The sequence below is a fragment of the Pantoea sp. XY16 genome, from assembly GCF_025153065.1.
GTDB lineage: Bacteria > Pseudomonadota > Gammaproteobacteria > Enterobacterales > Enterobacteriaceae > Pantoea > Pantoea alfalfae.
Genome location: NZ_JANZNP010000006.1, coordinates 68,434 through 93,656, shown reverse-complemented (window position 1 = coordinate 93,656; position 25,223 = coordinate 68,434). Strand labels below are relative to the sequence as shown.

General features: G+C 54.9%; 21 protein-coding genes and 1 tRNA gene. 15 read left to right on the top strand and 7 right to left on the bottom strand.

All coding sequences use genetic code 11. The features are described 5' to 3' along the window. The first annotated feature begins 86 nt into the window (after positions 1-86). Entirely contained in the window at positions 87-626 is a 540-nt protein-coding gene (locus N1689_RS10470) for a DUF2058 domain-containing protein (RefSeq protein ID WP_161736850.1), read from the top strand. A 16-nt stretch (positions 627-642) separates the two neighbouring features. Here N1689_RS10470 and N1689_RS10465 read toward each other — a convergent pair whose 3' ends face one another. Beyond that, complete coding sequence (locus tag N1689_RS10465; RefSeq protein WP_161736851.1) at positions 643-1,341, bottom strand: RluA family pseudouridine synthase; 699 nt, start codon at positions 1,339-1,341, stop codon at positions 643-645. A gap of 406 nt (positions 1,342-1,747) precedes the next feature. Between N1689_RS10465 and N1689_RS10460 the strand changes: the two genes are divergently transcribed. Then, entirely contained in the window at positions 1,748-2,014 is a 267-nt protein-coding gene (locus N1689_RS10460) for a hypothetical protein (protein ID WP_161736853.1), read from the top strand. A gap of 337 nt (positions 2,015-2,351) precedes the next feature. Here N1689_RS10460 and N1689_RS10455 read toward each other — a convergent pair whose 3' ends face one another. Next, positions 2,352-4,274, bottom strand: coding sequence for a methyl-accepting chemotaxis protein (locus tag N1689_RS10455; RefSeq protein ID WP_253419184.1), 1,923 nt, complete (start codon positions 4,272-4,274; stop codon positions 2,352-2,354). 679 nt (positions 4,275-4,953) lie between these two features. On the opposite strand from N1689_RS10455, the gene N1689_RS10450 reads away from it, so the two are divergent. From N1689_RS10450 to N1689_RS10435, 4 genes are read left to right on the top strand one after another with little or no spacing between them, the layout of a single operon-like run. Continuing rightward, the gene (locus N1689_RS10450; protein ID WP_260058817.1) at positions 4,954-5,850 is read left to right on the top strand and encodes an ABC transporter substrate-binding protein; all 897 of its coding nucleotides are present in this window, start codon (positions 4,954-4,956) and stop codon (positions 5,848-5,850) included. Beyond that, positions 5,847-6,770 carry an amino acid ABC transporter permease gene (locus tag N1689_RS10445; protein ID WP_260058814.1) on the top strand — a complete coding sequence of 308 codons (924 nt, stop codon included), beginning with the start codon at positions 5,847-5,849 and terminating at the stop codon, positions 6,768-6,770. Before N1689_RS10450 ends, N1689_RS10445 begins: the two co-directional genes overlap by 4 nt. Beyond that, positions 6,763-7,524 (top strand): amino acid ABC transporter ATP-binding protein, encoded by a 762-nt coding sequence (locus tag N1689_RS10440; RefSeq protein WP_260058813.1) that lies wholly within the window; start codon positions 6,763-6,765, stop codon positions 7,522-7,524. The genes N1689_RS10445 and N1689_RS10440 overlap by 8 nt, the downstream gene beginning before the upstream one ends. A 33-nt stretch (positions 7,525-7,557) precedes the next feature. Beyond that, positions 7,558-9,843 (top strand): molybdopterin-dependent oxidoreductase, encoded by a 2,286-nt coding sequence (locus N1689_RS10435; RefSeq protein ID WP_260058811.1) that lies wholly within the window; start codon positions 7,558-7,560, stop codon positions 9,841-9,843. Here N1689_RS10435 and N1689_RS10430 read toward each other — a convergent pair. Genes N1689_RS10430 through N1689_RS10420 form a run of 3 tightly spaced genes read right to left on the bottom strand, consistent with a single transcriptional unit; the run spans position 9,840 to position 12,840 of the window. After that, the gene (locus tag N1689_RS10430; RefSeq protein ID WP_260058809.1) at positions 9,840-11,147 is read right to left on the bottom strand and encodes an MmgE/PrpD family protein; all 1,308 of its coding nucleotides are present in this window, start codon (positions 11,145-11,147) and stop codon (positions 9,840-9,842) included. The genes N1689_RS10435 and N1689_RS10430 overlap by 4 nt on opposite strands. Continuing rightward, a complete protein-coding gene (locus tag N1689_RS10425) occupies positions 11,144-12,298 on the bottom strand; it encodes an amidohydrolase (protein ID WP_260058807.1) in 1,155 nt (384 codons plus the stop codon). Before N1689_RS10425 ends, N1689_RS10430 begins: the two co-directional genes overlap by 4 nt. After that, on the bottom strand, positions 12,295-12,840 hold the full coding sequence (locus tag N1689_RS10420; protein WP_161736729.1) for a GNAT family N-acetyltransferase: 546 nt from the start codon (positions 12,838-12,840) through the stop codon (positions 12,295-12,297). Before N1689_RS10420 ends, N1689_RS10425 begins: the two co-directional genes overlap by 4 nt. A gap of 255 nt (positions 12,841-13,095) precedes the next feature. Here N1689_RS10420 and N1689_RS10415 point away from each other — a divergent pair, with 255 nt between their 5' ends. From N1689_RS10415 to N1689_RS22105, 3 genes are all read left to right on the top strand, one after another. Further along, the gene (locus tag N1689_RS10415; RefSeq protein WP_260058805.1) at positions 13,096-14,166 is read left to right on the top strand and encodes an iron-containing alcohol dehydrogenase family protein; all 1,071 of its coding nucleotides are present in this window, start codon (positions 13,096-13,098) and stop codon (positions 14,164-14,166) included. A 45-nt stretch (positions 14,167-14,211) separates the two neighbouring features. Then, the gene (locus tag N1689_RS10410) at positions 14,212-15,513 is read left to right on the top strand and encodes an LLM class flavin-dependent oxidoreductase (protein ID WP_260058804.1); all 1,302 of its coding nucleotides are present in this window, start codon (positions 14,212-14,214) and stop codon (positions 15,511-15,513) included. Positions 15,514-15,816: 303 nt separating this feature from the next. After that, a complete protein-coding gene (locus N1689_RS22105) occupies positions 15,817-15,984 on the top strand; it encodes a hypothetical protein (RefSeq protein WP_371876272.1) in 168 nt (55 codons plus the stop codon). Between the two features lie 153 nt (positions 15,985-16,137). On the opposite strand, the gene fhuE is transcribed toward N1689_RS22105, so the two are convergent. Continuing rightward, complete coding sequence (gene fhuE, locus N1689_RS10400) at positions 16,138-18,300, bottom strand: ferric-rhodotorulic acid/ferric-coprogen receptor FhuE (protein WP_260058801.1); 2,163 nt, start codon at positions 18,298-18,300, stop codon at positions 16,138-16,140. 425 nt (positions 18,301-18,725) lie between these two features. Here fhuE and N1689_RS10395 point away from each other — a divergent pair, with 425 nt between their 5' ends. The 3 genes from N1689_RS10395 (at position 18,726) to N1689_RS10385 (ending at position 20,760) form a co-directional block, all read left to right on the top strand. Next, entirely contained in the window at positions 18,726-19,814 is a 1,089-nt protein-coding gene (locus tag N1689_RS10395; protein WP_260058800.1) for a YncE family protein, read from the top strand. Between the two features lie 285 nt (positions 19,815-20,099). Then, positions 20,100-20,453, top strand: a complete 354-nt coding sequence (locus tag N1689_RS10390) for a type II toxin-antitoxin system RelE/ParE family toxin (protein WP_253419151.1) — start codon at positions 20,100-20,102, stop codon at positions 20,451-20,453. 4 nt (positions 20,454-20,457) lie between these two features. Further along, on the top strand, positions 20,458-20,760 hold the full coding sequence (locus N1689_RS10385; protein ID WP_260058972.1) for a helix-turn-helix domain-containing protein: 303 nt from the start codon (positions 20,458-20,460) through the stop codon (positions 20,758-20,760). 88 nt (positions 20,761-20,848) lie between these two features. Here the strand turns inward: N1689_RS10385 and N1689_RS10380 are convergent. Next, positions 20,849-20,924: transfer RNA gene (locus tag N1689_RS10380), tRNA-Asn, on the bottom strand. A gap of 505 nt (positions 20,925-21,429) precedes the next feature. Between N1689_RS10380 and N1689_RS10375 the strand changes: the two genes are divergently transcribed. The 3 genes from N1689_RS10375 to N1689_RS10365 are packed head-to-tail and all read left to right on the top strand — an operon-like array spanning position 21,430 to position 24,919. Then, positions 21,430-22,353: a sugar ABC transporter substrate-binding protein gene (locus N1689_RS10375; protein ID WP_033733168.1), complete on the top strand. Its 924-nt coding sequence runs from the start codon at positions 21,430-21,432 to the stop codon at positions 22,351-22,353. 32 nt (positions 22,354-22,385) lie between these two features. Beyond that, positions 22,386-23,870, top strand: coding sequence for a sugar ABC transporter ATP-binding protein (locus tag N1689_RS10370; RefSeq protein ID WP_098052921.1), 1,485 nt, complete (start codon positions 22,386-22,388; stop codon positions 23,868-23,870). Between the two features lie 23 nt (positions 23,871-23,893). Beyond that, positions 23,894-24,919 (top strand): ABC transporter permease, encoded by a 1,026-nt coding sequence (locus tag N1689_RS10365; RefSeq protein WP_181162214.1) that lies wholly within the window; start codon positions 23,894-23,896, stop codon positions 24,917-24,919. The last annotated feature ends 304 nt before the right edge of the window (positions 24,920-25,223 follow it).

The window sequence follows — 25,223 nt, the reverse complement described above, 5'->3', positions numbered from 1 at the left end:
CGGGCGCGGCAAATGCGGCAACCTGGCACACTCCGGACGATTGCAGGTATAATCCCGGGCATTATTTCACAGGTTCAGAGACGACAATGACAAAACTCACCTTGCAAGAGCAGATGCTGAAAGCGGGCTTAGTATCCAGCAAAAAAATGGACAAGGTTCAGCGGACCGCCAAGAAATCCCGGGTTCAGGCGCGCGAAGCCAGAGCAGCAGTGGAAGATAACAAAAAAGCGCAGCTTGAGCGGGATAAGCAGCTGAACGAGCAGCAGAAGCTGGCTGTGCTGTCGAAAGAGTATAAAGCGCAGGTCAAGCAGCTGATCGAAATGAACAAAATTGCCGTGGAGAGGGGCAATATCAGCTTCAACTTCACCGACAATAATCTGATCAAAAAGATTATGGTGGATAAGCCGACGCAGGCTCAGCTGATCAATGGCCGTCTCGCCATTGCCCGCCTGGCGGCTGACGCGAATGGTGAAAGCCAGTACGCCATCATCCCGGCCAGCGTGGCGGATAAAATTGCCCAGCGTGATGCCAGCGCCATCGTCTTAAACAGCGCATTAAGCGAAGAAGCTCAGGACGAAGATGATCCTTATGCTGATTTCAAAGTGCCAGATGATCTGATGTGGTAATGGCGCGTTGATGCAGTCAGAAGGGGCTGGCGGCAGAGAGCTGCACTGTCTCGCCGCTGACAGGATGCAAAAACGTTAATCCACTGGCGTGCAACATCAGCCTCTCTGCCTGCTCAGCACCCGGCAGTAACAACCCGCCGTAAAGATCACAGCCCAGAATCGGATGCCCCAGATGCTGACAGTGAATGCGCAGCTGGTGGGTGCGTCCGGTTTCTGGTGTCAGCTCAACCCGCGTAACCGGCAACGCCTTTCCCTCTTTACCCTGATAATCAATGCGTTCGATGACCCGATAGCGTGAGCGCGCCGGCTTGCCCTGAATAGCGCATATCACCATGCGGGGAAACAGCGCCGGATCTTTGGCTATTGCGGCATCAATCACACCTTCATCATCGGCAAGGTGTCCGCACAGCAGTGCCTGATAGGTTTTGCTCACCGTGCGCTGGCTGAACTGCTGACAGAGGGCGGCATTAATCGCTTTGGTTCGTGCCACCACCATCAGCCCGGAGGTGCCAAAATCGAGCCGATGAACCAGCGTGCAGCCGGGAAAACGCGTTACCAGCCGATGATGCACGGAGTCGAGATTTTGCAGATTTTTGCCTGACAGGCTCAGCAGCCCGCTGGGTTTGTTGATCACCAGCAGATGATCGTCCTGAAACAGGAGAGTAATCTCATCAAAGCAGGGTGGGGCGATAAACGTATCGATAATGGCAGACATCGGGCAACCGGCAGCAGAATGGCAGGGGATCATAACCGATTGCCGGTTCACTGACGACGCCGGACTTCACCCTTATTCTTCTGTAACCGTTTCGCCACTTTGTGTGGGAAGCGAATGGCTGGCCTGATGCGTGCCGAATCCACCATGGGCAGCAAAAACTGAGCAAACCGTTGCGGCTAACAACGTGAGAAGAACAGAGAGTTTCATAGGTGCATCCGTCGCTGATAAGGCCAGCCAGTCTGGCAGGATGGACGGCAGAGACAAACAGAACAATCCGGAAAAAAACATTAAGTGTATTCTATCAGAAGGTTGCGAGATTCTTAGTGATTTATTCGGGCAGGTCCTGCTTTTACGACTACAGTCTCTGGTGAGGTTGTCATCAATTCGTACTAATGGAGGATTTTCTGTGTTAATTCAAATCGACGAGAAAGGCCACGTCATTATTGGCGAAGCGGCACTAAGCCTTGCCCTGGGTGAGAAAGAAATCAGTATCGCATCACTCTTTACTCAGTTGGGTTTTATGGCGAAATCTGAAAGCAACCCCGATCGGCTGACGCAAATCTCCGAAGCCAGGCGCTGGCTGAGTAGTTTTAAGTCACCGTCGGTTGCCCAACAGCAGGTGCCGTACCTGCAGACCCTTGCAGCCCTGAACGAAGAACTGAAGCAGCATTAACTGAACTGACGCCAGTGGACGTAGTCCGGCTCCGGCCGGAAAACGACGAAGCGGACGACCTCATCGGTTGCGCGAAGCGTATACCGGCCGGAGAAACTGTCATGGACGATACTTCTCCTGCCACCGCGATTTGATACCCATCTTTAAGAAGGCTTTCCTGAAGCTACAACCCTGCCGGCCCTGAAACAATAACTGACCCGGACGAATACGCTCCCGCGCCGGCTTTTTTCTGTGATTACTGTGATGCCTTGTCTGTGGCCAATTCATACTTCAGCCAGCCTCATTAAATCAGGCTGGCTGTATTAGCATGACGCTTAAGTCAAAGCGGCGCTGTGTATCAGAAGCTTTCCCAGCTGGATTCGGCTGATGCTTTAACCGGCATCGCGGGCACTAAACGCGGCGCCAGGGCATGTGCAGTCCGGCTGGGGGCACTTTGCCCGTCTGATAAGCGGAATACCGCCACCGTTTTTTCCAGCTCGTCTGCCTGCGCTTCCAGGGAACTGGCTGCGGCAGAAGACTCTTCAACCAGCGCGGCGTTCTGCTGCGTGGTGGTATCCATTTCGGACATTGCTGTCGCAATCTGGGAAATACCGCGATTCTGCTCGTCGGATGCGGCAGCAATCTCGCCCATGATGTCTTTGACCTGGCTGACCGAGCGGACGATATCATCCATCGTGCTTCCGGCGCGTTCCACAAACTCCGAACCATCATGAACCCGGTCAAGTGACTCGCGAATCAGCGTTTCAATCTCTTTGGCAGCCAGCGAACTGCGCTGGGCCAGATTTCTGACTTCACCGGCCACCACCGCAAACCCACGACCCTGTTCACCGGCGCGAGCCGCTTCAACCGCGGCATTTAATGCCAGTATATTGGTCTGGAAGGAGATGCTGTTGATGACGTGAATGATTTCACCAATTTTGCCTGAACTCTGGCTGATGTTATTCATGGTGACGATAACATCACGGATAATCTCGCCACCGCGTCCGGCATTCACCGACGCATCTGTCGCCAGCTGGCTCGCATGGTGAGCATTTTCCGCATTCTGTTTCACCGTGGATGAGAGCTCTTCCATACTGGCCGCCGTCTGAACCACTGCCGCAGACTGTTGTTCGGTGCGGGATGACAGATCGGTATTACCTGCTGCAATCTCTGCCGAGGCACGCGCTACGCTGCTGACGCCATCGCGCACATTGGTAATGATGTTCTGCAGGCTGAGGTTCATCGCATCGACGGCCTGCATCAGTTGGCCCAGCTCATCACCCCGGGTGGTGTTCAGTGAGGTCGTTAAATCACCGCTGGCAATACGCTGCGCTGCATTCAGGGTCTCTTTCAATGGCAGCGTAATGTTGCGTGTAATCCGCCAGGCAATCAGCAGGCTCAGGACGACACAAATCAGCGCAGCAAAGGCGATGCGCCACTCTGCCTGTTTGATAAATTCAGCAGACAGCCGGGACTGGAAGGCAAAAGTATCAGAAACTGCCGCATTGAGCCGCTCTGCAGCTGTGGTCAGGTCCGCAGATTCGCTTTTTTCTTTCTCTGAAGCATCAACATAACGCGTCAATGCCTGACGTTGCTGCGTAAGGATAGTGATGACATTTTGCGTGACGGCATTGATCGCTGGCTGATTAAAACTGTCCAGTTGTTCACTCAGCGTATTGATGGCGGTGTACTCCTCAATAACCGCATCTCTGCTGGCCGCTGTTGGCTTATCAAGAAACGCTTTTTCGATATTCGCGGCATCAAACAGCGCGGCGGCCAGTTTCATGACCGGCAGCGCGGCGTCGGGTGCCATAGCCATATCAAGTAATTCAGACTGATGAGCAAGACCGATTAGCATGTCCGGTTTAATGGCAGCAAAGGCGACAGAGGTCACCTCCGCAGATGCCACGAACTTCTGGCGCTGATTTTGATAATCATTAAGTAACTGGCCCATCAGCGTAATTTTTTGCTGACCTTCATCATCCCACTTAAATCCACTCAGTCGTTGATAAAGGGTATCCAGCTCCTTAAGAGCCTGAACGTTCTTCGCGGCAAATTCAGGATTTTTGGTGTACTGGTAAAGCGTGCGATTAAGACGTGCCTTGCTTAACGTATTCACCATTTCCACGGTTGTTGTGCGGCGTGCAGAGTTGTCTTTAATACTGCGAAAACAATCAAAAGCGATAAAGGTTATGGCGAGAGACGCCGCGATGACGACGATAAAACCGACGCCAAGTTTTTTCCCGATTTTGATACTGGAGATGCGTTGAGCAAGGCCCATGAGGTTCACCTTTATTGAGGTTCAAAGCAGACGAAAGAAATTCACATAATTCAATCCTGATCTTTTTATCGTCAGCTTCTGATAATCCTTTAAAGGTATTTATCATTTATTCAGTAATCTTATTAATTAGAGCTCCATTGTTTTACGATGTAATTATTTTCATGCTAATTGATGGGTTTTTGTTTAAGTTAATGATTAATATAATTAATTGAGGTTGATAGTTTTTATTAAAGGGTGTTTGCACTAACTCAATCATTATTTATTGATCTTGATCAATTAAATGACTGTTGAAAATTCGCCTGAAAAGATTTCAGCGATTTTAAAAATAAACTTATCAATAAAATGACATTTTAGAGGTTGTTCTGCCGTTAACGAACCGCTGCGGAAACTACTATTATTTCGCCAGCGCCCGGAGACCTCTGCCCCCTGTTCTTGCCCTGCAACATCTCATTTCCTGATCAAAAAGCGGAGAAACCTCTTCATTGCCATATTCCGGCTAAATAATCCCGGTTTTAGCATTTGTGATCGCCGTCGGTCTTCACTGAGAATGACAACAGAACGTGACGAGGATGATAAAAGCACTGAAGCCCGCAGCTTCGCTGGCTTCCGGTGCGGACAACAGATCGCGATAACTTTTCCCTCTGGGGGGAACATTTTAATTATCAGGAGAAAGGTTCCAGTGAAATATATAAAAGGAATGCCCCTTTTTGCCCTCGCGCTCAGTGCGCACGCCAGTTTTGCAGCCGAACCGTCAGTGCCTGCTGAAAGCAGCTTACATGTCAAAGCCGATCCGGCGCTGAAAAGCCTGATACCCGCGGATATCCTTAAGCGTGGCTATATTGTGGCGGGTACTAACCCGAATACGCCGCCCACCACCTTCTATAAAGAAGACAACAAAACGCTGGCGGGTCGTGAAATCGACATCATGAATGCGGTCGGTGAGCGTCTGGGCATCACCGTTCAGTGGCGCGACACCGGCGGCTTCGACAATATTATTCCTGGCCTGAAGACCGGACGTTACGACGTGGCGCTGTCAAACATCAATGCCACGCCGACCCGCCTGAAACAGATCGACTTTGTCGGTTACTACAATGCCAGCCTGTTGGGCATTATTTCCCGCAAAGACGCTAATATCGCCCCCTTTAAATCACTCAGCGATGTGTGTGGCAAAGAGGTGGGCGCTGGCTCCGGTACGACTCAGGTGACGCGGCTGGAAGAGGCCAGCAAAGCCTGTGAAGCCGCCGGTAAACAACCGATCAAGGTAGCGATATTCCCGGATCGTCCGGCGGGCGTGCAGGCTGTAGTCAGCGGTCGCGTTCCCTTGTTCCTCGGTCCTTATGAAGGACTGCTGTGGCAGACCAAAGTGATCAAACCGCTGACCATGAGCGGTGAAATCACCGTGAATGATGCACCGGTCTCGGTCGCGCTCCCGAAAGACTCGCCGCTGGAGCCAGCCGTACAGGCGGCACTGAATTCGTTAATCAAAGATGGCAGCTACCGGAAAATCCTCGATAACTGGGGAATCGGTTTTGGTGCCGTGACCGAAGCCCGACGCAATGAAGAGATCTTTAAATGAGAGAAACACCGGACCACACCGACGACCTGAAAATCGTCGGTAAACGCTACTACGGACGCTGGCTGAGTGCGCTGGTGGTGCTGTTATGCGTGGTGGCGATGGCGCATTCGATGATTAACAATCCGCGCTTTGAATGGCAGGTGATTGCAGAGAACTTCACTGCGCCCTCTATTCTGCAGGGTGTGTTAATGACGCTGCAGCTCACGGCCATCTCGGTGGGGCTGGGATTCGCTTTTGGCACGGTGCTGGCGCTGATGCGCCTCTCTTCTAACCCGGTGCTGGTGGCGGTGAGCTGGGCTTACACCTGGTTTTTCCGTGGTGTGCCGATGCTGGTGCAGCTGTTTCTCTGGTACAACATCGCCGCGCTCTATCCCCGCATCGCGCTGTCGATCCCGGGATTAGGCGAACTCTGGAGCGCGCAGTCTAATGCGCTGGTGAGTCCATTTAGTGCGGCGGTGATCGCGTTGGTGATGCATCAGTCCGCCTACGCCGCAGAAATTGTGCGCGCCGGTATCCAGAGCGTGGGTAATGGACAGATAGAAGCGGCTCGCGCCCTGGGATATCGCCCGGCGCAGATTTTCCGTCACACCGTTTTACCGCAGGCGATGCGCGCCATTATGCCGCCAGCGGGCAATGAGATTATCGGCCAGCTGAAAACCACCGCAGTGGTGTCGGTGATCTCTCTGCAGGATGTGCTGTTTTCGGCACAGATTATCTACCAGCGCACCTATGAAGTGATCCCGCTGCTGCTGGTCGCAACCTTATGGTATCTGCTGATGACCTCCGTGCTCTCTGTCGGCCAGTACTATGTCGAGCGCTACTTTGGTCGCGGTGTGACGCGGCGAGAAAAGCGCAGCCTGCTGTCATCATTACCGCGCTTTTCGCTGCCGAAAACGCAAAGGAGCGTGAGCAATGGCTGAAGCAATCGCGCTACGCAAAGTCACCAAGCGCTTCTCCGGCGTCACCATTCTCGACGAGGTTAATCTCGATATTCCTGCCGGATCGGTGACCGCAATTCTGGGGCCATCGGGTTCCGGTAAATCCACGCTGCTGCGCTGTATTAATCATCTTGAAAAACTGGATGGCGGCACGATCCGCATCGGCGGCCAGATGGTGGGATATCAGCAAAAAGGCCAGGCGCTGCACGAACTTAACAACAGCGCTATTGCACGCCAGCGGGCAGAAATTGGCATGGTGTTTCAGCAGTTCAACCTGTTTCCACACCGCACCGTGCTGCAGAACATTACGGATGCACCGATGCGGGTAAAAAAGCAGAGCCGTCATCAGGCCACGACCAAAGCGCTGGCGCTGCTGAAGCAGGTGGGGCTGTCTGGCCGCGAAGATGAGTGGCCGCAGAACCTCTCTGGTGGTCAGCAGCAGCGGGTGGCCATTGCCCGCGCGCTGGCGATGGATCCCAGCGTCATGCTGTTTGATGAACCGACCTCGGCACTTGACCCGGAGCTGGTAGGGGAAGTGCTGCAGGTGATTAAGCAGCTGGCGCACTCCGGTATCACTATGGTGGTGGTCACGCATGAGATCGGCTTTGCCCGCGAGGTTGCCGACAACATTGTTTTCATGGAGAGCGGCAGAATTGTCGCAGCGGGTCCGACGCAGCAGGTCCTCGACGATCCGGACAACGGACGTGTCAGAAACTTTATTGCAACGGTGCTTTGAGCACCGTTTCTTTTTTGGTAATCAGGAATCAGCATGACCCAGAAACCGGTAATGCACAGCGCCCACTGGGGCGCTTTTCACGTCCAGCACAGGGACGATCAACTGCTGATTGAGCCGTTCCACCGCGATCCCGATCCCAGCCCGCTGTTGCAAAACTTCCGTCATGCACTCAATCATCCGGCGCGTGTCGCGCAGCCGATGATACGGCGTGGCTGGCTGGAAAACGGGCCAGGCCCGGATCAGCGTCGTGGTGCTGATGAGTATGTCGCGGTCAGCTGGGAAGAGGCCAGTCAGCGGGTGGCGCAGGAACTCAAGCGGGTTGGTGAAGCATACGGCCCGGAAGGCATCTTTGGCGGATCGTACGGCTGGTCAAGCGCAGGCCGTTTTCATCATGCGCAAAGCCAGGTGCACCGATTTCTGAACACCACGCTGGGCGGTTATGTCCGTTCGGTCAACAGCTACAGTTCCGGCGCGGCATCTGTCCTGCTGCCACACATTGTCGGTGATATGAACGAGATCGCCCGACGCGGCGTGAGCTGGGAGGAGATCGCCGCGCACAGCGAGGTGGTGCTGGCGTTTGGCGGCCTGGCGCTGAAAAATGCGCAGGTGGCCAGCGGCGGCCTGAGCGAACACACCGAGCGCGGTTTTATGCAGCGAGCGGCACAGCGCGGTACCCGGTTTATCTCAGTGAGCCCGCTGAAAAGCGATCTGCCTGAAGAGGCGCAGGGCGAGTGGCTGGCGCTGCGGCCCGGCACGGATGCGGCGTTTATGCTGGGTCTGCTGGCGGTGCTGATTGCGGAAGCGTTAACCGACGAGGCGTTTCTGGCGCGCTACTGTGTCGGCTGGCCGCAGATGGTCGCTTACATTCGCGGTGAAGAGGATGGCGTAGTCCGTGACGCGCACTGGGCGGCTGAAATCTGCGGCGTCAGCAGCGATCTGATCGGTCAGTTTGCACGGCAGTTGCACGGTAAGCGCGTACTGGTGACCGTGGCTCATGCTTTGCAGCGTGCCGAGCATGGCGAACAGCCGGTGTGGCTCGGCCTGGTGCTGGCGGCGGCGCTCGGACAGCCAGGGCTGCCCGGCGGTGGATATACGTATGCACTGGGCGCGCTGGGCCATTATGGCAAGCATCATAATCTGGTCAGCTTTCCGGCCCTGCCGCAGGGTAAAAATGGCATTGACCGCTTTATTCCGGTGGCGCGTATCGCCGACATGCTGCTCAATCCCGGCACAAAGTTTGACTATAATGGCCGCCAGCTGACCTATCCCCATATCCGTCTGGCTTACTGGGCGGGAGGTAATCCGTTTCACCATCACCAGGATCTGGCCCGGCTGCGTCAGGCTTTCTGCCAGCTGGATACGCTGATCGTGCATGAAAGCGCCTGGACCGCCACGGCGCGTCATGCGGATATCGTCCTGCCCGCCACCATGACGCTGGAGCGCGAGGATATCGGCGGTGCGCCAACCGATCGCCATTTAATCGCCATGCAGCCGGTGGCGGCGCCTTACGCCGAAGCCCGGGATGATTATACGATTTTTCGTGACCTGGCCCGGCGGCTGGGCAGGGAAGTGGCATTCAGCGAAGGGCGTGATGCGCGTGGCTGGTTGCAGCATCTTTACGGCCAGCTGCAGGAAAAACTGGCCGCTCATCAGGTGCAGACACCCGATTTCAGTCAGTTCTGGCAGGAGGGCGTGCTGGAGCTGCCGCAGTTAAAGGATGGTGGGCGGATGATCAATGCGTTTCGCGCCGACCCCGACGCCGCGCCACTGCCGACGCCAGGCGGAAAAATTGAGATTTTCTCCGCTACTATCGCCAGCTTTGGCTATGAAAATTGTCCCGGCCATCCGGTATGGCGTGAACCGCAGCAAAAACCCAGCGCTGACTATCCGTTCTGGCTGATTGCCAATCAGCCCGCGACGCGTCTGCACAGCCAGCTCGATTTTGGTGATTACAGCCAGCGCAGCAAGCGGGACGGACGCGAAGTCTGTAGCCTGAACCGGGACGATGCGGCAGCACAGGCGATCGCGGATGGCGACATCGTCGAACTCTATAACGCGCGCGGCCATGTGCTCGCCAGCGCGCGTCTCACTGACACCATCATGCCTGGCGTGGTTCAGCTGCCAACCGGTGCCTGGTACGATCCGGTCGAGCCTGCTGCCGCCCGTCCGTTATGCCGCCACGGTAATCCCAATGTGCTGACCATGGATATCGGCTCCTCGTCGCTGACGCAGGGGTGCAGCGGCCAGATTACGGTGGTGCAGGTGCGGAAGTTTGCTGGCGAGGTCACGCCGGTTCAGGCTTTCGTTCCCCCGCGCTAATGTCGGGTCAGCGCCCCGGTCAGCCTCTGCAACTCTTCCGTGGAATGCAGCGCAGTGGCAGCAAGCAGTTCTGGTGACGCATCACCCAGCGCCCGTTGAAGTTTGCTGCTCACATTTACCCCCTCCGCCAGCGAGTGCTGGCGCGTACGGCGCTGATGCAGCGTTGTGCCATCCGCGAGCGTCAGCGTGACGACGTGAAAGCGCAGCGCGGGATTGATCGCATCGGGCGGCGCACTCTCATCCGATGTCCGTCGCACACGGGCGGCCAGCGGCATAACCTGATGATTGAGATCGCCTTCCGCAAAATCCTGCAGGCGCAAATCGCCATAAATCAGCATGGCGGCAATCACATATTCCAGGCTGAAGCGCGCTTCAATACCGTTAACCGGCACCCGTATCGAGGCGGCGATGTCACCGCCTGGCGGGAAGCCGACGGTGATATCAACAATCTGGCTCAGCAGCGCATCCAGCGGTTTACCCGTAGCCAGCCACTGCTGGCGCAGGCTGCGGGCCGCTTCTGCCGCACTATGCGTACCGGCACAGGTCGGGAAGGGTTTGAATTCCAGTCCCGGCGTGCTGATCCGCCACGGGCTGCCCCAGTTTTCCAGCAATTTCTCCGGCTGAGCCTGGTCCGCGCTGCTGGCGGCAACAAAGGCTTCAATGACCCCTTGCTGGCGGCCATCGATTCCGGCCAGGGTCAGCTGAGCCGCTGTCACGGCCCGTTCGGCGGCAAAGCCTGCGTGCAGCGGTTTTACCGCCGAACCAAACTGAGCGCGTAAACCGCTGGCCTGGGTCGCCGCAATACCCAGCAGGGTGGCCGTGGCATCACTCTCCATCCCCAGCAGACGCGCCAGCGCCCCTGCCGCCGCAAGGGTCCCCAGCGTCGCCGTGTTGTGGTAGCCCAGTGCGTAGTGTTGCTGGCTGATCGCCAGCCCCAGACGACCGGCCATCTCTATCCCCGTGACGTAAGCATCCAGAAACGGCTCCAGGCTTCTGGGCTGAACCCGTTGCCAGGCGAAAAGTGCAGGCAGGATCACGACGCTGGGATGACCGCGAAAATCGGCATGAAAGTCGTCGTAGTCCAGCGCATGTCCCGCATAGCCCAGCAGCAGCGCCTGTGAACGCACGCTGCCGTCGCTGTAAAGGGTGCGCAGAGCCGGTAAACCGCTATCCGGTACGGTGCCCTGCAGCACCGGCCAGCTCACCGCCATAAAATCCCGGATGCCTTCGCGCGCATGCTCACGTGCCGGAGCATCCGGCTGGCTGTACAGGATCGCTTCAGCCAGCGCGGCAGTCAGGGTCATTGTGGCTGCTCCGGAGAAAGGAGTGCCGCCCGTGCCAGGCCGGCCAGATAGCGCGCCGTTGGCAGCAGCACCTCATCATTAATGCGAAAAGCAGGGTGATGCAGCGCATAGGGTTCACCGGTGCCCACCATCATAAAGGCACCGGGCAACTGTTGCTGATAGAAGGCAAAATCTTCACCAATCGGACTCGCCTCGACCACGCGTGCTTCCAGTCCGCTGCTTTCCGCCTGCTGCAAAGCAAAGTCCGCCCAGTGCGCATTATTTACTACCGAGGGTGGCCCGGCGTGCCAGGTAAAGCTCACCTGCGCATCAAAGGCTGACGCGATGCCCGCCACAATTGCCCGGAAGCGCTGCTCAAGACGCTGGCGGGTGGATGATGAAAACGAGCGCACCGTGCCCTCCAGCCAGGCGCTGTCCGGAATGACGTTCCAGGTGCTGCCGCTGTGGATCTGGGTGACAGAGACCACCGCGTTATCGGCAGAAGGGGCATTGCGGCTGATCAGCGTCTGCGCCGCCGAGACAATCTGTGCCGCGATGACAATCGGATCGTTGCCCTGATCGGGTTTGGCGGCATGGCTGCCGATACCGGTAATCGCAATTTCAAAACGGTCGACGGCGGCAGTGAGCGGCCCGGCTCTGGAACCGATGACGCCAGCAGGCAGTGAAGGATCGTTGTGGATACCGAAAATCGCCAGCGCGTCAGTTAATGCGCCGCTGGCAATCACCTCCGGCGCGCCCTGGCCGGTCTCTTCTGCGGCCTGAAACAGAATCCGTACCCGGCCTGGCAGGTTCGCTTCCTGCTGCTTTAACAGGATCGCCGCGCCCATTGCCGCTGCGCTGTGAAAATCATGACCGCAGGCGTGCATCACGCCCGGACGCTGCGAGCGAAAGCTGACGCCAGACTGCTCTTCAATCGGCAGCGCGTCGATATCGGCCCGCAGTACAATCAGCGGCCCCGCTGACGCCCCAATCTCCGCCACCAGGCCGGTTTTCAGCGGCAGATCGAGAATGCGTATCTGATGCTGTTCCAGCTGATCGCGCAGTCGGCGCGTAGTCTCAAACTCCTGATTCGACAGCTCCGGGAACTGATGCAGTTCGTGACGGAAGGCGATCAGCGGTTCGCCTAATGTCGAGGGGATAGTGATGCTCATTGTGGGTTTCCTTGTGCTGCTGTCTGGCGGCTCAGCCAGGCATCGTGTGCCACCGGGTCCAGTACTTTCTTCATATAGAGGGTGATATGACCCTTGCCGAGGTCGCGGGTATGCATTGGCTGGAAGCCGCGCTTCAGGTACATCGCCTGCAGCCAGGGGTGACGGGTGGCCGTTCCCAGCGAGACCGCAGGAGCACGCAGCTGACCGATCAGAATCGCCTGTTCGACCCTTTCCAGCACCTGACGACCAAACTGCTGGCCGGGATAGTCAGGGTGCGCGCCGAACCAGCCAATATGCGGCAGACCAAACGGGCCGGGCAGCGGCCCCCAGGGATAGCGGACGGTCACTGACGAGACCATCTTCTCGTCAGCATAGAGCGCATACACCCCGTGGCTCTGCAGATGGCGCAGAGCCATAGCGCGGTCTGCGGTAGCGGCATCAAACTTAATGCCCAGCGCTTTCACCGGCGCATAGGCCGCATGCATCAGCGCCAGATAAACATCTGTTTCATCTTCTCTGACCTGACGAAAATCGAGTTGCATATTCTTTCCCGGAACACTGCCTGATAAGCAGTTAATTAATTCAGCCAGAGGGGCAGGTTAACAGTAAAAAGCCGGGTCGCTATATGTGAAAAATAACTATCCTCATGCAGATTTGTGAATAAACAATGGCCGGTTTTCAATTGCTTAAATTGCTGGTTGTCGTAGTATTTAAAAAAGAAATAACGCTGCTCTTTCGTTAATAAATAAATGTAATTAAAGCCTTTTTGGCCTAATTCTTATAATCAGGATGCCGCTGTGTTAGCGATTACTTCTCCGCGAGCCTATGCACATGAGGCGGGCCTGCGTGCACGCGTCGGTGAGTTTATTAAGCCCTACGCCAGCCATATCCGGATATTGACCTCGCCGCACGCGTGGCAGGCGGTTAATCCGGAATTAAGCCAGAGTCTTGAGGCATCGGGCATTCACTGGCAGCTGGATTATTTAGCGGGTGAATGTACTGAAGAGGCGATTGCCCGCGTAAAACAGCAAACCGAACAGCAGGGCGCAGAGTTACTGCTGGCGATTGGCGGTGGACGGGTGCTGGATGCCGCCAAAGCCGCCGCCAGCCAGTTACCGGCACTTACGCTGATTAACTTTGCTACTCAGGCAGCGACCTGTGCCGCCTGGTCACCGATTGCCATCATCTATAACGAAGCGGGCGGGCATCTGCGCAGCCAGCCTCTGGGCAAAATGCCGGAACTGTTGCTGGTAGACAGTGAGGTCATTGCCCGAAGCGACGTGCGCTTTCTGAAAGCGGGTATTGTGGATGCGCTGGCAAAATATTACGAATTCCGCCCTTACCAGCGACATAACCCCGACGATCTGGCGCTGGATTTAAAGGTGATGACCGCGCGGCAGGCGGCAGATGTGTTTCAGCAATATGGTGAGGCCGCGATAGCCGCCTGCCAGCAGCAGCGGGTCACAACCGAACTGGTCAAAGTCATTGATGCCAGTATCGTGCTGGCTGGGCTGGCGAACAGCGTGCGCGACGTGCTGCCGACGCCGGGGCTGGCGCATGCCATCCATAATCGTCTGACCCACCAGCCGGAACTCCATCACTGGCTGCACGGCGAAAAAGTGGGCTTCAGTCTGCTGGTGCAGTCGCTGATTGAGCATGGCGGGGAGCCGGATGCAGAACTGGTGGCGCTGCTGCGCTATTACGGCATGCCACTAAAGCTTCCCGCGTTGCCGGGCAATCGTGACACCGCGCTGCGTCACATCGCACAGCAGATTACATTTCCCAAAGCCTGCGCAGAACGCCTGCCGTTTACCGTCTCTGCCAGCACGCTGGAACAGGCCCTGCTGGCGACCGACACCCTTCTTTAAGCGCGCTGCGGCGCGCTTTTTCATCTTTCAGACCAGGAATCGTTTATGAACTCTGCAACTTCACCACGTCGCCTGCGGCTCGGCCTGTTTGTTCAACCTGTGGGTCAGCACGTCAGTGGCTGGCGTCTGACCGAACAACTGGGCGATCCCACCGATATTGACTGGCTGATCGCCCTGGCAAAAAAAGCCGAAGCGGGTAAGTTCGACCTCTTTTTTGTGGGTGATGCCCTGGCAACCAGCATGTATCGTCTGCCGTCCACCATGGCCCGTCTTGAACCTCTGACGATGCTGGCGGCGCTGGCAGTCAATACCCGGCGCATTGGCCTGGCCGCGACGGCCTCCACCACCTTCAGCGATCCCTTTACGCTGGCGCGCAGCTTCTCATCACTGGATCACATCAGCCGGGGCCGTGCCGCGTGGAATGTGGTGACCTCGTTTTCCGCAGACGTTGCAAGAAACTTCAGCCGCAGTGATATGCCCGATCATGCTTCACGCTACGCCCGAGCGCGTGAGTTCCTCGAGGTGGCCTGTAAACTGTGGACGGGGTGGGAAGAGGGCGCCGTGCAGCCGGATAAAGCGACCGGAAACTATTTTGTTGATGAGAAAATCCAGCCGATTAATCATCAGGGCGAACATTTTCAGGTGCAGGGTCCACTGAATATCACCCGCTCGCCGCAGGGCCGTCCGGTGATTATCGAAGCGGGTTCTTCGGCGGATGGTCAGAAGCTGGCGGCGGAGACGGCGGAAGTGATCTTTACCGCCTCTGCCAGTCTGGAGGAGGCGCAATCTTTCTATCGCGCGCAGAAGGCGCAGGTGGTGGCCGCCGGGCGCAACCCGGATCAGGTGGTGATCATGCCTGGCGTCATGCCGATTATCGGCCGCACGCGCGAAGACGCTAAGGCGCTGTGGAAAGAGCTGAATACGCTGGTGGATATTGAGAATGGGCTGCGTCAGCTCTCACTGCGGTTCAGCATGGATCTCAGTCAGTATCCGCTGGATGGCCCGGTGCCGGAGGTGCCGCTGGGCGAAGGGAACCAGAGCCGCGTTAAGCTGATGACCGATATGGCAAAACGCGAAAACCTGACGCTGCGCGAACTGGCCGCCGTCGCCGCCGGTTCACGCGGGCACCGCGTGATTGTCGGTACGGCTGAAGATATCGCCGATGATTTCCAGCTGTGGCTGGAGAAGGGCGGTGCGGATGGCTTCAACATCATGCCCGCCATCATGCCGGAACAGCTCGATCTGTTTGTGGAACTGGTGATCCCGGAACTGCGCCGTCGCGGGCTGTTTCGTGAGGAGTATGAGTTTGCCACGCTGCGTGAAAATCTGGGGCTGGACGTGATCTAAGAGCCTGGTTCACTCTCATCGCGTGGAATGTTGTCGCCTGTACCGCACGGAGTCTGCCAGAAGATGACGTGCGGTTAGTTTAACCAGCACGAAATCTTTATCGTGCCTCACGCTTTACTAAAACCATTTTGCAAATCACTGCCTGCCCGATATAACAGACATTCACTCTACTGACCGCGAGCTCACTGAATGTCAGACTACAGATTCTATTCCAGAGGCAAACACACCGTTGCATTGAAAAGATCAGACGTAAACCGGGCTTCAGATCTGACAGAGCAGGGGTATAAAAAAGAGTTTGAGGAAGTGCGTGCATCAGATGAAACAGAGGCGCTGGCACGCTTCGCGGATATCCGCAGGAACCAGCGTATCGACCAGCACAACTTTCTGGCGGGCGCAGCGACCATGCCGCTGATTGGTGTGTTAACCGCGGTGGTTGCTTTTGTTTTCTGGCGTAATAAATCGATAAAATAAGCCAGCTACAATTCAGACATATTCACGTATGACTCTTTTCATTAACCCTTTTAAAAGGATAGTCAGCTGCACAGGAGTCACCGCCCTCGTTGCTGAAAAACAAAAAAGCCCGTGATATTCATCGCGGGCTTTTTGATATCTCTGGCAGGCCATTCAGAACTGATACGAAACGCTGACGTTCACATTACGTGGCTCACCGTATACGTAACTGTTCATATAGCTGTAATACTCGCGGTCGAAGAGGTTATCGACGTTGGCCTGCACCGCGACCTGTTTATTCACCTGATAGCGGGCAAACAACGACGCCAGGGGATAACTGCCCTGATAAACCCGTACGCTGTCGCCGCTGGCATTAGTGACATCTTTAAATACCCGGTTCTGCCAGTTGATGCCGGCGCCGACAGTCAGGTCGGGGATTGCGGCCAGTTGATAACGGGTAAAAAGCTTAAATGAGGTTTGTGGCTGATAGCTGTTAAAGCGACCACTCTGGTCACGTGCCACATAGCGGGTTGCGCCAAAGGTAAGTTGCAGATTATCAGTCAGCGCACCATTCAGTTCGAACTCAGCACCTTTACTCACAGCACCTTTGGCTGCAACATAGGCCTGCTCACTGCCGCTCAGGTAGACACCATCAAGCGCCTGACCGACGTTATCCTGCTCAATGCGGAAAATCGCCACGCTGGCCGTCAGCAGTCCGTCGTTCCAGGCCGATTTCAGACCGGTTTCGTAGTTTTTTCCGGTGACAGGCGAGAGATAACTGCCATGAGTATCACGATAGGTCTGCGGCAGGAAAATGGCGGTGTAACTGCCATAGGCGGACCAGGTGTCATCGATGTCATAGACCAGCCCGGCGTAAGGCGTGGTGTTGTTTTTGGTCATCTCTCCGCTGCTGCCGTTCGTGCTCCACTGGGTATAGCGTGCGCCAACGATCAGTGACAGCGGATCGGCCAGCGAAAGACGTGCAGCACTGTACACCGATTTCTGACGAACCGTGTCATCATCGTTGAGATACCAGCCCTGCCACTCAGGCTCCGCGACGTTACCGCTCCAGTGATTATTGAAAATACCCATATCAGCAGTGGCGATCTCACGAGCCTCTGCATCGCTGAAACCATCCTGACTGTAAGCGGCATTATGCTGCCGACTGTAGTTCGCACCCGCCATTAACAGGTGCTGACGGCCCAGTAAGTCAAACGGGCCGCTGGCGAAACCATCAATGGAATCCATTTTACGCTTGCCGCGATCCATGCTGCCGTAGCCGGTGGTGCCTTCACCGCTCTCTTGGTCGGGATTGCCCATCACATAGAGAAGCTTATCGCTGAAGGTGTTTTCGGCGTGCGTGCCGTTGACATGAATATTCCAGCCGTTGTCAAAGTTATGCTCGATGTCCGCAAAGACTTTGCGCGAGTTAGTGTTGTAACGTGTCCAGTTGGCTGACGAATTCAGGCTGCGATCGTAATGTGTGGTGGCGTTGTTGCTGTAAAACATCGGCAGGCCACCCCAGGTCGGATTGCCGGTATTGTTATCTTCATAGTCGTAACCCAGTGACAGCGTGGTCTTCTCAGAGAGATCGGCATCCATCACACCGTAGATAAACTTTTGGGTTTTCTGATAGCGGTCCAGCCAGCTCTGCTGATCGGTATAGCCGGTTACCACGCGGCCACGCAGGCTGCCGTCGCCGTTCAGCGGAGAGGAGAGATCCGCCACATACCGCTGTTTATTCCAGCTGCCATAGCTGGCGCTCAGCGTACCGGTGGCGGTTTTGCTGTCGGCATGTTTACGCACCATGTTGATAGAGGCTGACGGGCTGCCCGCGCCGGTCATCAGCCCGGTTGCCCCACGCACGATCTCAATGCGGTCATAGATGGCAGTGTCAGACGCCGCATCGCCGTAATTCCAGTTATCGTTGACCGACGTCGGAATGCCATCGAAGGTGAAGTTACTGACCTTAAAGCCGCGTGAATAGTACTCGGAGCGTTCACTGTCGATCAGATTGGTGGAGATACCGGTGGCATTGGTCAGCACATCGCTAACGGATTGCAGATCCTGATCCTGCATCCGCTGCTGCGTCACCACGCTAAGGGATTGCGGCACATCGCGTGGTGTCAGCATTAGTTTAGTGCCCGCGCGGGTGGTCTGGACTGCGTAATTCTGCTTATCACTTTCACTGTTATCGGCGGGGGCCGCGCTGACTACCATATCCTGCGATGTTTCCGCAGCCGCCAGAGCGGAGTTGAGAAGGGCATGCACCGTCAGTGCCAGTAATGAAACGCTGAAAACGTTTTTGAAATCTGATTCCCTGCCACTACGAGCCATAAATTTTCCATTAAATGTTGGTATTGCGTTAAGTCATTACGCTTTGATCGTTATATTTCTCAGCCCATCACAGAAAGAGAGAAGCTGAATTAGTTGTGAGAATGCCAATGATAATCATTTGCTTTATAAATTCCCTGTGAGATTCAATTGAAGATGTAACATTATATTAATTTCAAATAAATCAGATAAATAAGCGCGATAAAAGCCTCATACTTGCTGGCGTTTACATTATTCTGGTGCTGAAAAAGGGCGAATTGACCCTAATAAAAAGCGGAAGTTGAAGGTTTATGTCGTGAGAACGCACTGGAGCGCTACAGGAATCTGAGCCGTAGTTTGCTTAGCGACTGTTAATGAGTATGATTCGCATTCCTTATTCTGGCCGATCAGAATGGCCCGGCACCCTTTATTCCCTGATGGAGTTCTGCATGAAATCGTTAAGCCCGCGCAAAGCCGCTGTTGCCATGGCTGCCGCCGCTGCCATTAGCCTGACAGCGTGTCAGGCACCTGCTAAAAAAGTTGATGCGCCTGCTGCAGAAGCCTCTAAACCAGTCGACAGCGCGGTAACTCAGCGCGCCCTGGGGGATGGTCTGTATGAAATGGCTTATTCTCCTGCAGCAAAAGCGTTATTTGTTGCCAGTGCGCAGGCGTTTAAGGATGTGAACGGCGGCATGATCTACCGTCTTGATCCCGCCACACTAACTACTCAGGGTGAAACACATACCGACATGAAAAATTTCGGCACCGCTATCGATGAAGCGGGTGAGGTCTTCTACACCACCAACTCGCTGGATGGCGCAATCTCCAGAGTGGATGCGAAGAGTGGCAAAGTGCTGCAGCGTCTGGTCTTCCCGGGCAAAATCAGTAAAGAGGGCTATCCGGCAGGTGCACGTGAAGTGTTATGGCATGGCAACGAACTCTATGTGGGCCGCGTGGCTGAACCAGGCTATATCTCGGTAGTCGACACCAAAACCTTTACGCTTAAAACCGAAATTAAGAATGCCGGTAAATGGGTGACGGGTATCATCTACTCACCGCTGACTGATCGCATCTATGCTGCTAATGGCTCGGGTGAAATTCTGGTGATTAATCCGCGCAGCCATAAAATCGAGAAGCGCTGGACGCCAGGCGATGGCAAAGCATATCTGTTCCTGAACATGGCAGAAGATCCTGAAACCGGTCGCCTGTTCGTGACCGACGATTCCAAAGGCAAAGCCACGCTGATCTTTGATGAGCGCACCGGCAAGGTAATCAAACGCATTGAAGGTGATGCGATGGGCATTAAGTTCAACGCTAAGCGCAATGAGCTTTACATCAGCCAGCGCGAATCGAAGAGAGTACTGCAACTGGATGCCACCACCTATGCGGTGAAAAACTGCTGGTCGTTCGAAAAAAATCCCAACAGCCTGCTGATAGGTCCGGATAACAATACCCTGTTTGTCACCCTTAAAGCGGAATTTAACAAAGATTCCTCCACTAAAGGCACTGACGAGATTGCTCGTATCGTGTTGCCATAAGCACGCGCCAGGCGTTACCTCTTAGCGTTTAGCCGCTAACCTTCTTAAAGCCCACTCAGTGAAGCCTGAGTGGGCTTTCGTCTGACCGCCATGAGATCACCACAACCCGCAGCAAATCAGATACAGCTCGCGAATGTGTGCAGATCTTGTGCGGTTTTCACTGACATAACTGAATACTTCTCTCGCATTTCATTTAAGACCCATGATTTTGACATGCCGCGACATCACACTCGGTTATCGCTTTACACCTATATAGTATCTGACCTATATTGATAAGGAGATCTCGTGTGGATGATTAAAACGACAGAGCGGTTTGATCGCTGGTTTACGTTGCTTAATGACAGCGATCGCGCCTGCGTGCTGGCTGCATTGATGGTGCTGCGGGAAAAGGGGCCGGGATTAAGCCGACCCTATGCGGATACGATTAAAGGTTCCGCTTATATCAACATGAAAGAGTTACGTATCCAGAGCCGCGGCGACCCAATAAGGGCTTTCTTTGCTTTTGACCCGAACCGCACGGCAATTGTGCTGTGTGCCGGTAATAAGGCGGGCAATGAAAAGCGATTTTATCGGGAGATGCTTCCGGTTGCCGATCGGGAATTCACACACTGGCTAAAAAGCTTTAACCATAAGGAGTAACGTGATGGGCAGAACGCTGGAACAGCTTATTGCGGATGAAAAACCGGAAGTCGTTGCCGACGCACAGGCTATGGCGACCGAAATCCTGCTCAACATTCACCTTGCCGAGCTGCGTGAGAAAGTGCAGAAAACGCAAGTGGAAATGGCGGAGGCGCTGGGCATCACACAGCCGACCGTGGCGGGCATGGAAAAGCCGGGGCGTGACCTGAAGCTTTCCACGCTCAAACGCTACGTCGATGCGGCAGGGGGGAAACTGCGGCTGGTGGTGGAACTGCCGGATGGTTCCCACTACGGGTTCGTGGTGTAAGCCTCTGGCGTGAAAACCACGTCGCCGTGATTAAAAACATCAATGCAAAAAGCCCGCTCAGGTTTCCCTGAGCGGGCTTTTCTAATTCTGGCTCCTCTGACTGGACTCGAACCAGTGACATACGGATTAACAGTCCGCCGTTCTACCGACTGAACTACAGAGGAATCGCTTGAACGGGGCGAATATTAACGGCGCTGATCCCGCTTGTCAAAGCCCTGTTTACTGAATTGCGTTCAGATGCTCGTAAAAGCAGCGGATTGGCGGTTTTTACGTAAATCTGCTGGCTTTTCAAACTGCCAACAGGATCTCACTTTGCGGGCATTTCTCGGCAGATGTTAGAGGCATGTCAAAGTTTTGTTGTTTGCCGATGTTAAAACAACCGTTTCAGTGCTTTTATGATAAAAATTTCAAAACGAAACTATATGGAACAAATAAACTGCTTATCATCACGGTCGTGATTATCATCCGGAAATGAAACGGCATTTTTAAACTAACTGTTTGCAGATCAAGTGATTGTGAAAAGGAGTGGTCGATCACAAAAATAGCCTTAACCTGAAGTCTTACCTCAAATTTCCCGAAACAGACGCCAGACAGGCTGGGTGAATGTAAAAGATATTTTTCATTCGCGGCTTCAGCCCCTGAGCAAGTTAACAAATAAGAAGGGTCCCTATGAACATTAAAAAAACGATTGTCGCCTCACTGTTAGCCTGCATGTTACCTGCCGCGGTTATGGCAAAAGATGTCTCGGTGGGCGTCTCAATGGCGCTGTTTGATGACAACTTCCTGACGATTCTGCGTACGTCAATGCAGAAGGAGATGCAGAAGGATGGCGTTAAAGGCCAGGTTGAGGATGCAAAAGGTGACGTTTCACAGCAGCTTCAGCAGGTTCAGAACTTTATCGGTCAGGGTGTGGATGCCCTGATCGTCAACCCGGTCGACACCAATGCGGTGAAACCGATTATGGATCAGGCGAGCAAAGCGGGTATCCCGTTGATCTTTGTCAACCGCCGTCCACAGGCGGAACTGACCGGCAAAATGGCCTATGTGGGTTCCGATTCAGAACTGGCCGGGCGCTTACAGATGGAAGCGCTGGCTAAAGCGATGAACGGCAAAGGCAATGTCGCCATCCTGATGGGTGATCTGGCGAACGAAGCGACCCGCGACCGTACCAAAGGTGTGGAAGAAGTTGCCGCTAAATTCCCTGGTATCAAAATCGTTCAGAAACAGACCGCCAAATTTACCCGAAACGACGCGGTGGATGTGGTCAGTAACTGGATGACGGCGGGTGATGAAATCAATGCCATCGCGTCGAACAACGATGAAATGGCGATCGGTGCGCTGCAGGCGCTGGGTAAAAACCCGGACAAAATCCTGATCGCTGGCGTCGATGGCACTCCCGATGCGCTGCAGATGCTGAAGCAGGGCAAAATGGTCGCCACGGTATTCCAGGATGCGCAGGGCCAGGGGGAAGGCGCGGTACAGACAGCAATCAAGCTGGTGAAAGGCGAAAAAGTCCAGAAAGTCATCAACATCCCTTACCAGCTGATTACCAAAGAAAACATGGAACAGTTTACCAAGCGTAACCTGAAATAATCGTTCCCGACCCAGCTGTACGGAGGTGATGTATGAACGCGTTTGCGCTTGAAGCCGAAGGCATCAGCAAGTTCTTCCCCGGTGTCAAAGCCCTCGACAACGTATCGTTGCGGGTGCGTCCGGGAACGGTACATGCCTTGATGGGCGAAAATGGCGCGGGCAAATCCACTTTAATGAAGTGCCTTATCGGGATGTATCGTCCCGATAAGGGCACCATCAAAATTAAAGGGGAGCCGGTGCAGTTTCAGGACACCATGGACGCGTTGCGTTCCGGCATTTCAATGATACACCAGGAACTCAATCTGGTGCCTTACATGACCGTCGCCGAGAATATCTGGCTTGGCCGCGAACCGATGAAGTTTGGCTTTGTCGATCATGCCAGACTTAATCAGAAGACGCAGGAACTGCTCAACCGCCTCAACATCCGCCTGAAAGCCGATCGGATGGTTGGCGAGCTGAGCATTGCGTCGCAGCAGATGGTTGAGATTGCCAAAGCGGTCTCCTGGGATTCAGACATCGTCATTATGGATGAACCGACCTCCGCGCTCACGGAAACCGAAGTCGCGCATCTGTTTACCATCATTCGCGATCTGCGGGAGCAGGGCAAAGCAATCATCTACATCAGCCACAAGATGGATGAGATCTTTAACATCACCGATGAGGTCAGTATCTTCCGCGACGGCAGCTGGATCGCCAGCGATCAGACGGCTAAATACACCCGTCAGTCGCTGATCACACAGATGGTAGGGCGCGAGCTGACGCAGTTGTTCCCGAAATTCAACAGCGCCATTGGCGAAGAGGTGCTGACGGTGCGTAACCTCACCTGCAAAGATCGTTTCACCGACGTCAGTTTCAGCGTGCGCCGGGGTGAAATCCTCGGCGTCGCCGGGCTGGTGGGGGCCGGTCGCAGTGAAGTGATGGAAAGCCTGTTCGGCATGGAGAGTTTCGACAGCGGTGAGATCCTGATTGATGGCGTGCCGGTGACGATCGACTCGCCCTCAACCGCGATTGAAAAGGGCATGGCGTTCCTGACCGAGGACCGTAAAAAGTCCGGGCTGTTTCTGGTGCTGTCGGTGATGGAGAACATGAGCATCGTCAACATGCCGGAGTACAGCGGCAAAAGCGGTTTTGTCAGCCATGTGAAGATGGCGCAGGACTGCATGGACCAGATCCGTCGGCTCAATATCAAAACGCCGACCATGGATCAAATCATCAATAACCTCAGCGGCGGTAATCAGCAGAAGGTTCTTATTGCCCGCTGGTTGCTGGCGCAACCGAAGATTCTGATTCTGGACGAACCGACGCGCGGCATTGACGTCGGTGCAAAAGCGGAGATTTACCGCTTAATCAGTGAACTCGCCAACCGTGGCGTGGCTATCATCATGGTCTCCTCTGAACTGCCGGAAATCCTTGGCATGAGCGACCGGGTGATGGTGATGCACGGCGGGCGTATAACCGGCATCCTCGATAAAGAAGAAGCCGATCAGGAAACCATTCTGTCGTTGGCATCCGAGTGAGGCGCGAGACCACTATGAGCAATATGAAAGCTACTGCTACCCCGGCAGCCCCGCAGCAACCCTCTTTTTTTGCCAGCCTGCGCCATAAACTGCCGAAAGATACCGGCATTTTTGTGGTGATGGTGGGGATTGCGTTGATTTTTGAAATGTTCGGCTGGTACGTGCGTGACCAGTCTTTCCTGCTCAACACCAACCGTCTGATCCTGATTGTCCTGCAGGTGGCGATTATCGGGATTATCGCCGTTGGCGTGACCCAGGTCATCATCACCACCGGTATCGATCTCTCGTCCGGTTCCGTCATCGCCCTGGCGGCGGTGGTAGCGGCCAGTCTGGCGCAGACCTCTGACAGCCTGTCGCCGATGTATCCGTCGCTGGTCAATATGCCTGCGGTGATCCCTATCGCGGCCGGTATCGGTGTGGGTCTGCTGGCGGGCGTTGTCAATGGTGTACTGATTACCCGCACCGGTATTCCGCCCTTCATTGCCACGCTGGGCATGATGGTGTCGGCACGTGGTCTGGCGCAGTATTACACCCAGGGTAATCCGATCAGCTTCCTGTCTGACGGCTTTACCTCAATCGGTCAGGGTGCCATGCCGGTCGTGATTTTCCTGGTGGTGGCACTGCTGTTCCATATCGCCCTGAAACATACCCGTTACGGTAAATATGTTTACGCCATCGGCGGCAACATGACCTCGGCGAAAGTCTCCGGTATCAACGTTAATAAGTATCTGATCATCGTCTACACCATTGCCGGTGCGCTCTCTGGCCTGGCGGGTGTGGTACTGGCGGCGCGTGTCAGCAGCGGCCAGTCGAGCATGGGAATGTCCTACGAGCTGGATGCGATTGCCGCAGCTGTTATCGGCGGCAGCAGCCTGATGGGTGGTGTAGGTCGTATCACCGGCACATTAATCGGCGCGGTTATCCTCGGTCTGATCAAAAGCGGCTTCACCTTCGTGGGTGTTGACGCCTACATTCAGGACATTATTAAAGGGATAATCATCGTGGCCGCGGTTTCTATCGACATGCACCGTAACCGCAAAAAACGTTAATCAACAGGCGTTGCCTTCTTCCGTAACGGGAGAGGGCAACGGTTGCTTTTAGCCTCAGTGATTCGCCAGAGATAAGAATTCCTGCTGATACCGGTTACATTCTTATGGTGTTCGTTAATGCTTTCCTGTAAGCCCGGCAAGCTTTAATCAGGTGCAATGCGTTTCCACTGCACTTAAACTGTACAGCCCGCCATCACTTTTCTGCACGTCTGACTCGCAGCGTCTGCACTGCCACAGTGCGCCCACCCCTCTCCTTCATTGCAATTACACATTCCTGATCCTTATTAACCCTTAAGAGGTAATC

Bases quoted from the DNA above. Each gene is read 5' to 3' on its own strand.
- N1689_RS10465 (WP_161736851.1), bottom strand. From the start codon at position 1,341: ATGTCTGCCATTATCGATACGTTTATCGCCCCACCCTGCTTTGATGAG.
- N1689_RS10420 (WP_161736729.1), bottom strand. From the start codon at position 12,840: ATGCAACTCGATTTTCGTCAGGTCAGAGAAGATGAAACAGATGTTTAT.
- N1689_RS10425 (WP_260058807.1), bottom strand. From the start codon at position 12,298: ATGAGCATCACTATCCCCTCGACATTAGGCGAACCGCTGATCGCCTTC.
- N1689_RS10455 (WP_253419184.1), bottom strand. From the start codon at position 4,274: ATGGGCCTTGCTCAACGCATCTCCAGTATCAAAATCGGGAAAAAACTT.
- N1689_RS10395 (WP_260058800.1), top strand. From the start codon at position 18,726: ATGAAATCGTTAAGCCCGCGCAAAGCCGCTGTTGCCATGGCTGCCGCC.
- N1689_RS10470 (WP_161736850.1), top strand. From the start codon at position 87: ATGACAAAACTCACCTTGCAAGAGCAGATGCTGAAAGCGGGCTTAGTA.
- N1689_RS10435 (WP_260058811.1), top strand. From the start codon at position 7,558: ATGACCCAGAAACCGGTAATGCACAGCGCCCACTGGGGCGCTTTTCAC.
- N1689_RS10370 (WP_098052921.1), top strand. From the start codon at position 22,386: ATGAACGCGTTTGCGCTTGAAGCCGAAGGCATCAGCAAGTTCTTCCCC.
- N1689_RS10385 (WP_260058972.1), top strand. From the start codon at position 20,458: ATGGGCAGAACGCTGGAACAGCTTATTGCGGATGAAAAACCGGAAGTC.
- fhuE (WP_260058801.1), bottom strand. From the start codon at position 18,300: ATGGCTCGTAGTGGCAGGGAATCAGATTTCAAAAACGTTTTCAGCGTT.
- N1689_RS10440 (WP_260058813.1), top strand. From the start codon at position 6,763: ATGGCTGAAGCAATCGCGCTACGCAAAGTCACCAAGCGCTTCTCCGGC.
- N1689_RS10375 (WP_033733168.1), top strand. From the start codon at position 21,430: ATGAACATTAAAAAAACGATTGTCGCCTCACTGTTAGCCTGCATGTTA.
- N1689_RS10365 (WP_181162214.1), top strand. From the start codon at position 23,894: ATGAAAGCTACTGCTACCCCGGCAGCCCCGCAGCAACCCTCTTTTTTT.
- N1689_RS10445 (WP_260058814.1), top strand. From the start codon at position 5,847: ATGAGAGAAACACCGGACCACACCGACGACCTGAAAATCGTCGGTAAA.
- N1689_RS10430 (WP_260058809.1), bottom strand. From the start codon at position 11,147: ATGACCCTGACTGCCGCGCTGGCTGAAGCGATCCTGTACAGCCAGCCG.
- N1689_RS10410 (WP_260058804.1), top strand. From the start codon at position 14,212: ATGAACTCTGCAACTTCACCACGTCGCCTGCGGCTCGGCCTGTTTGTT.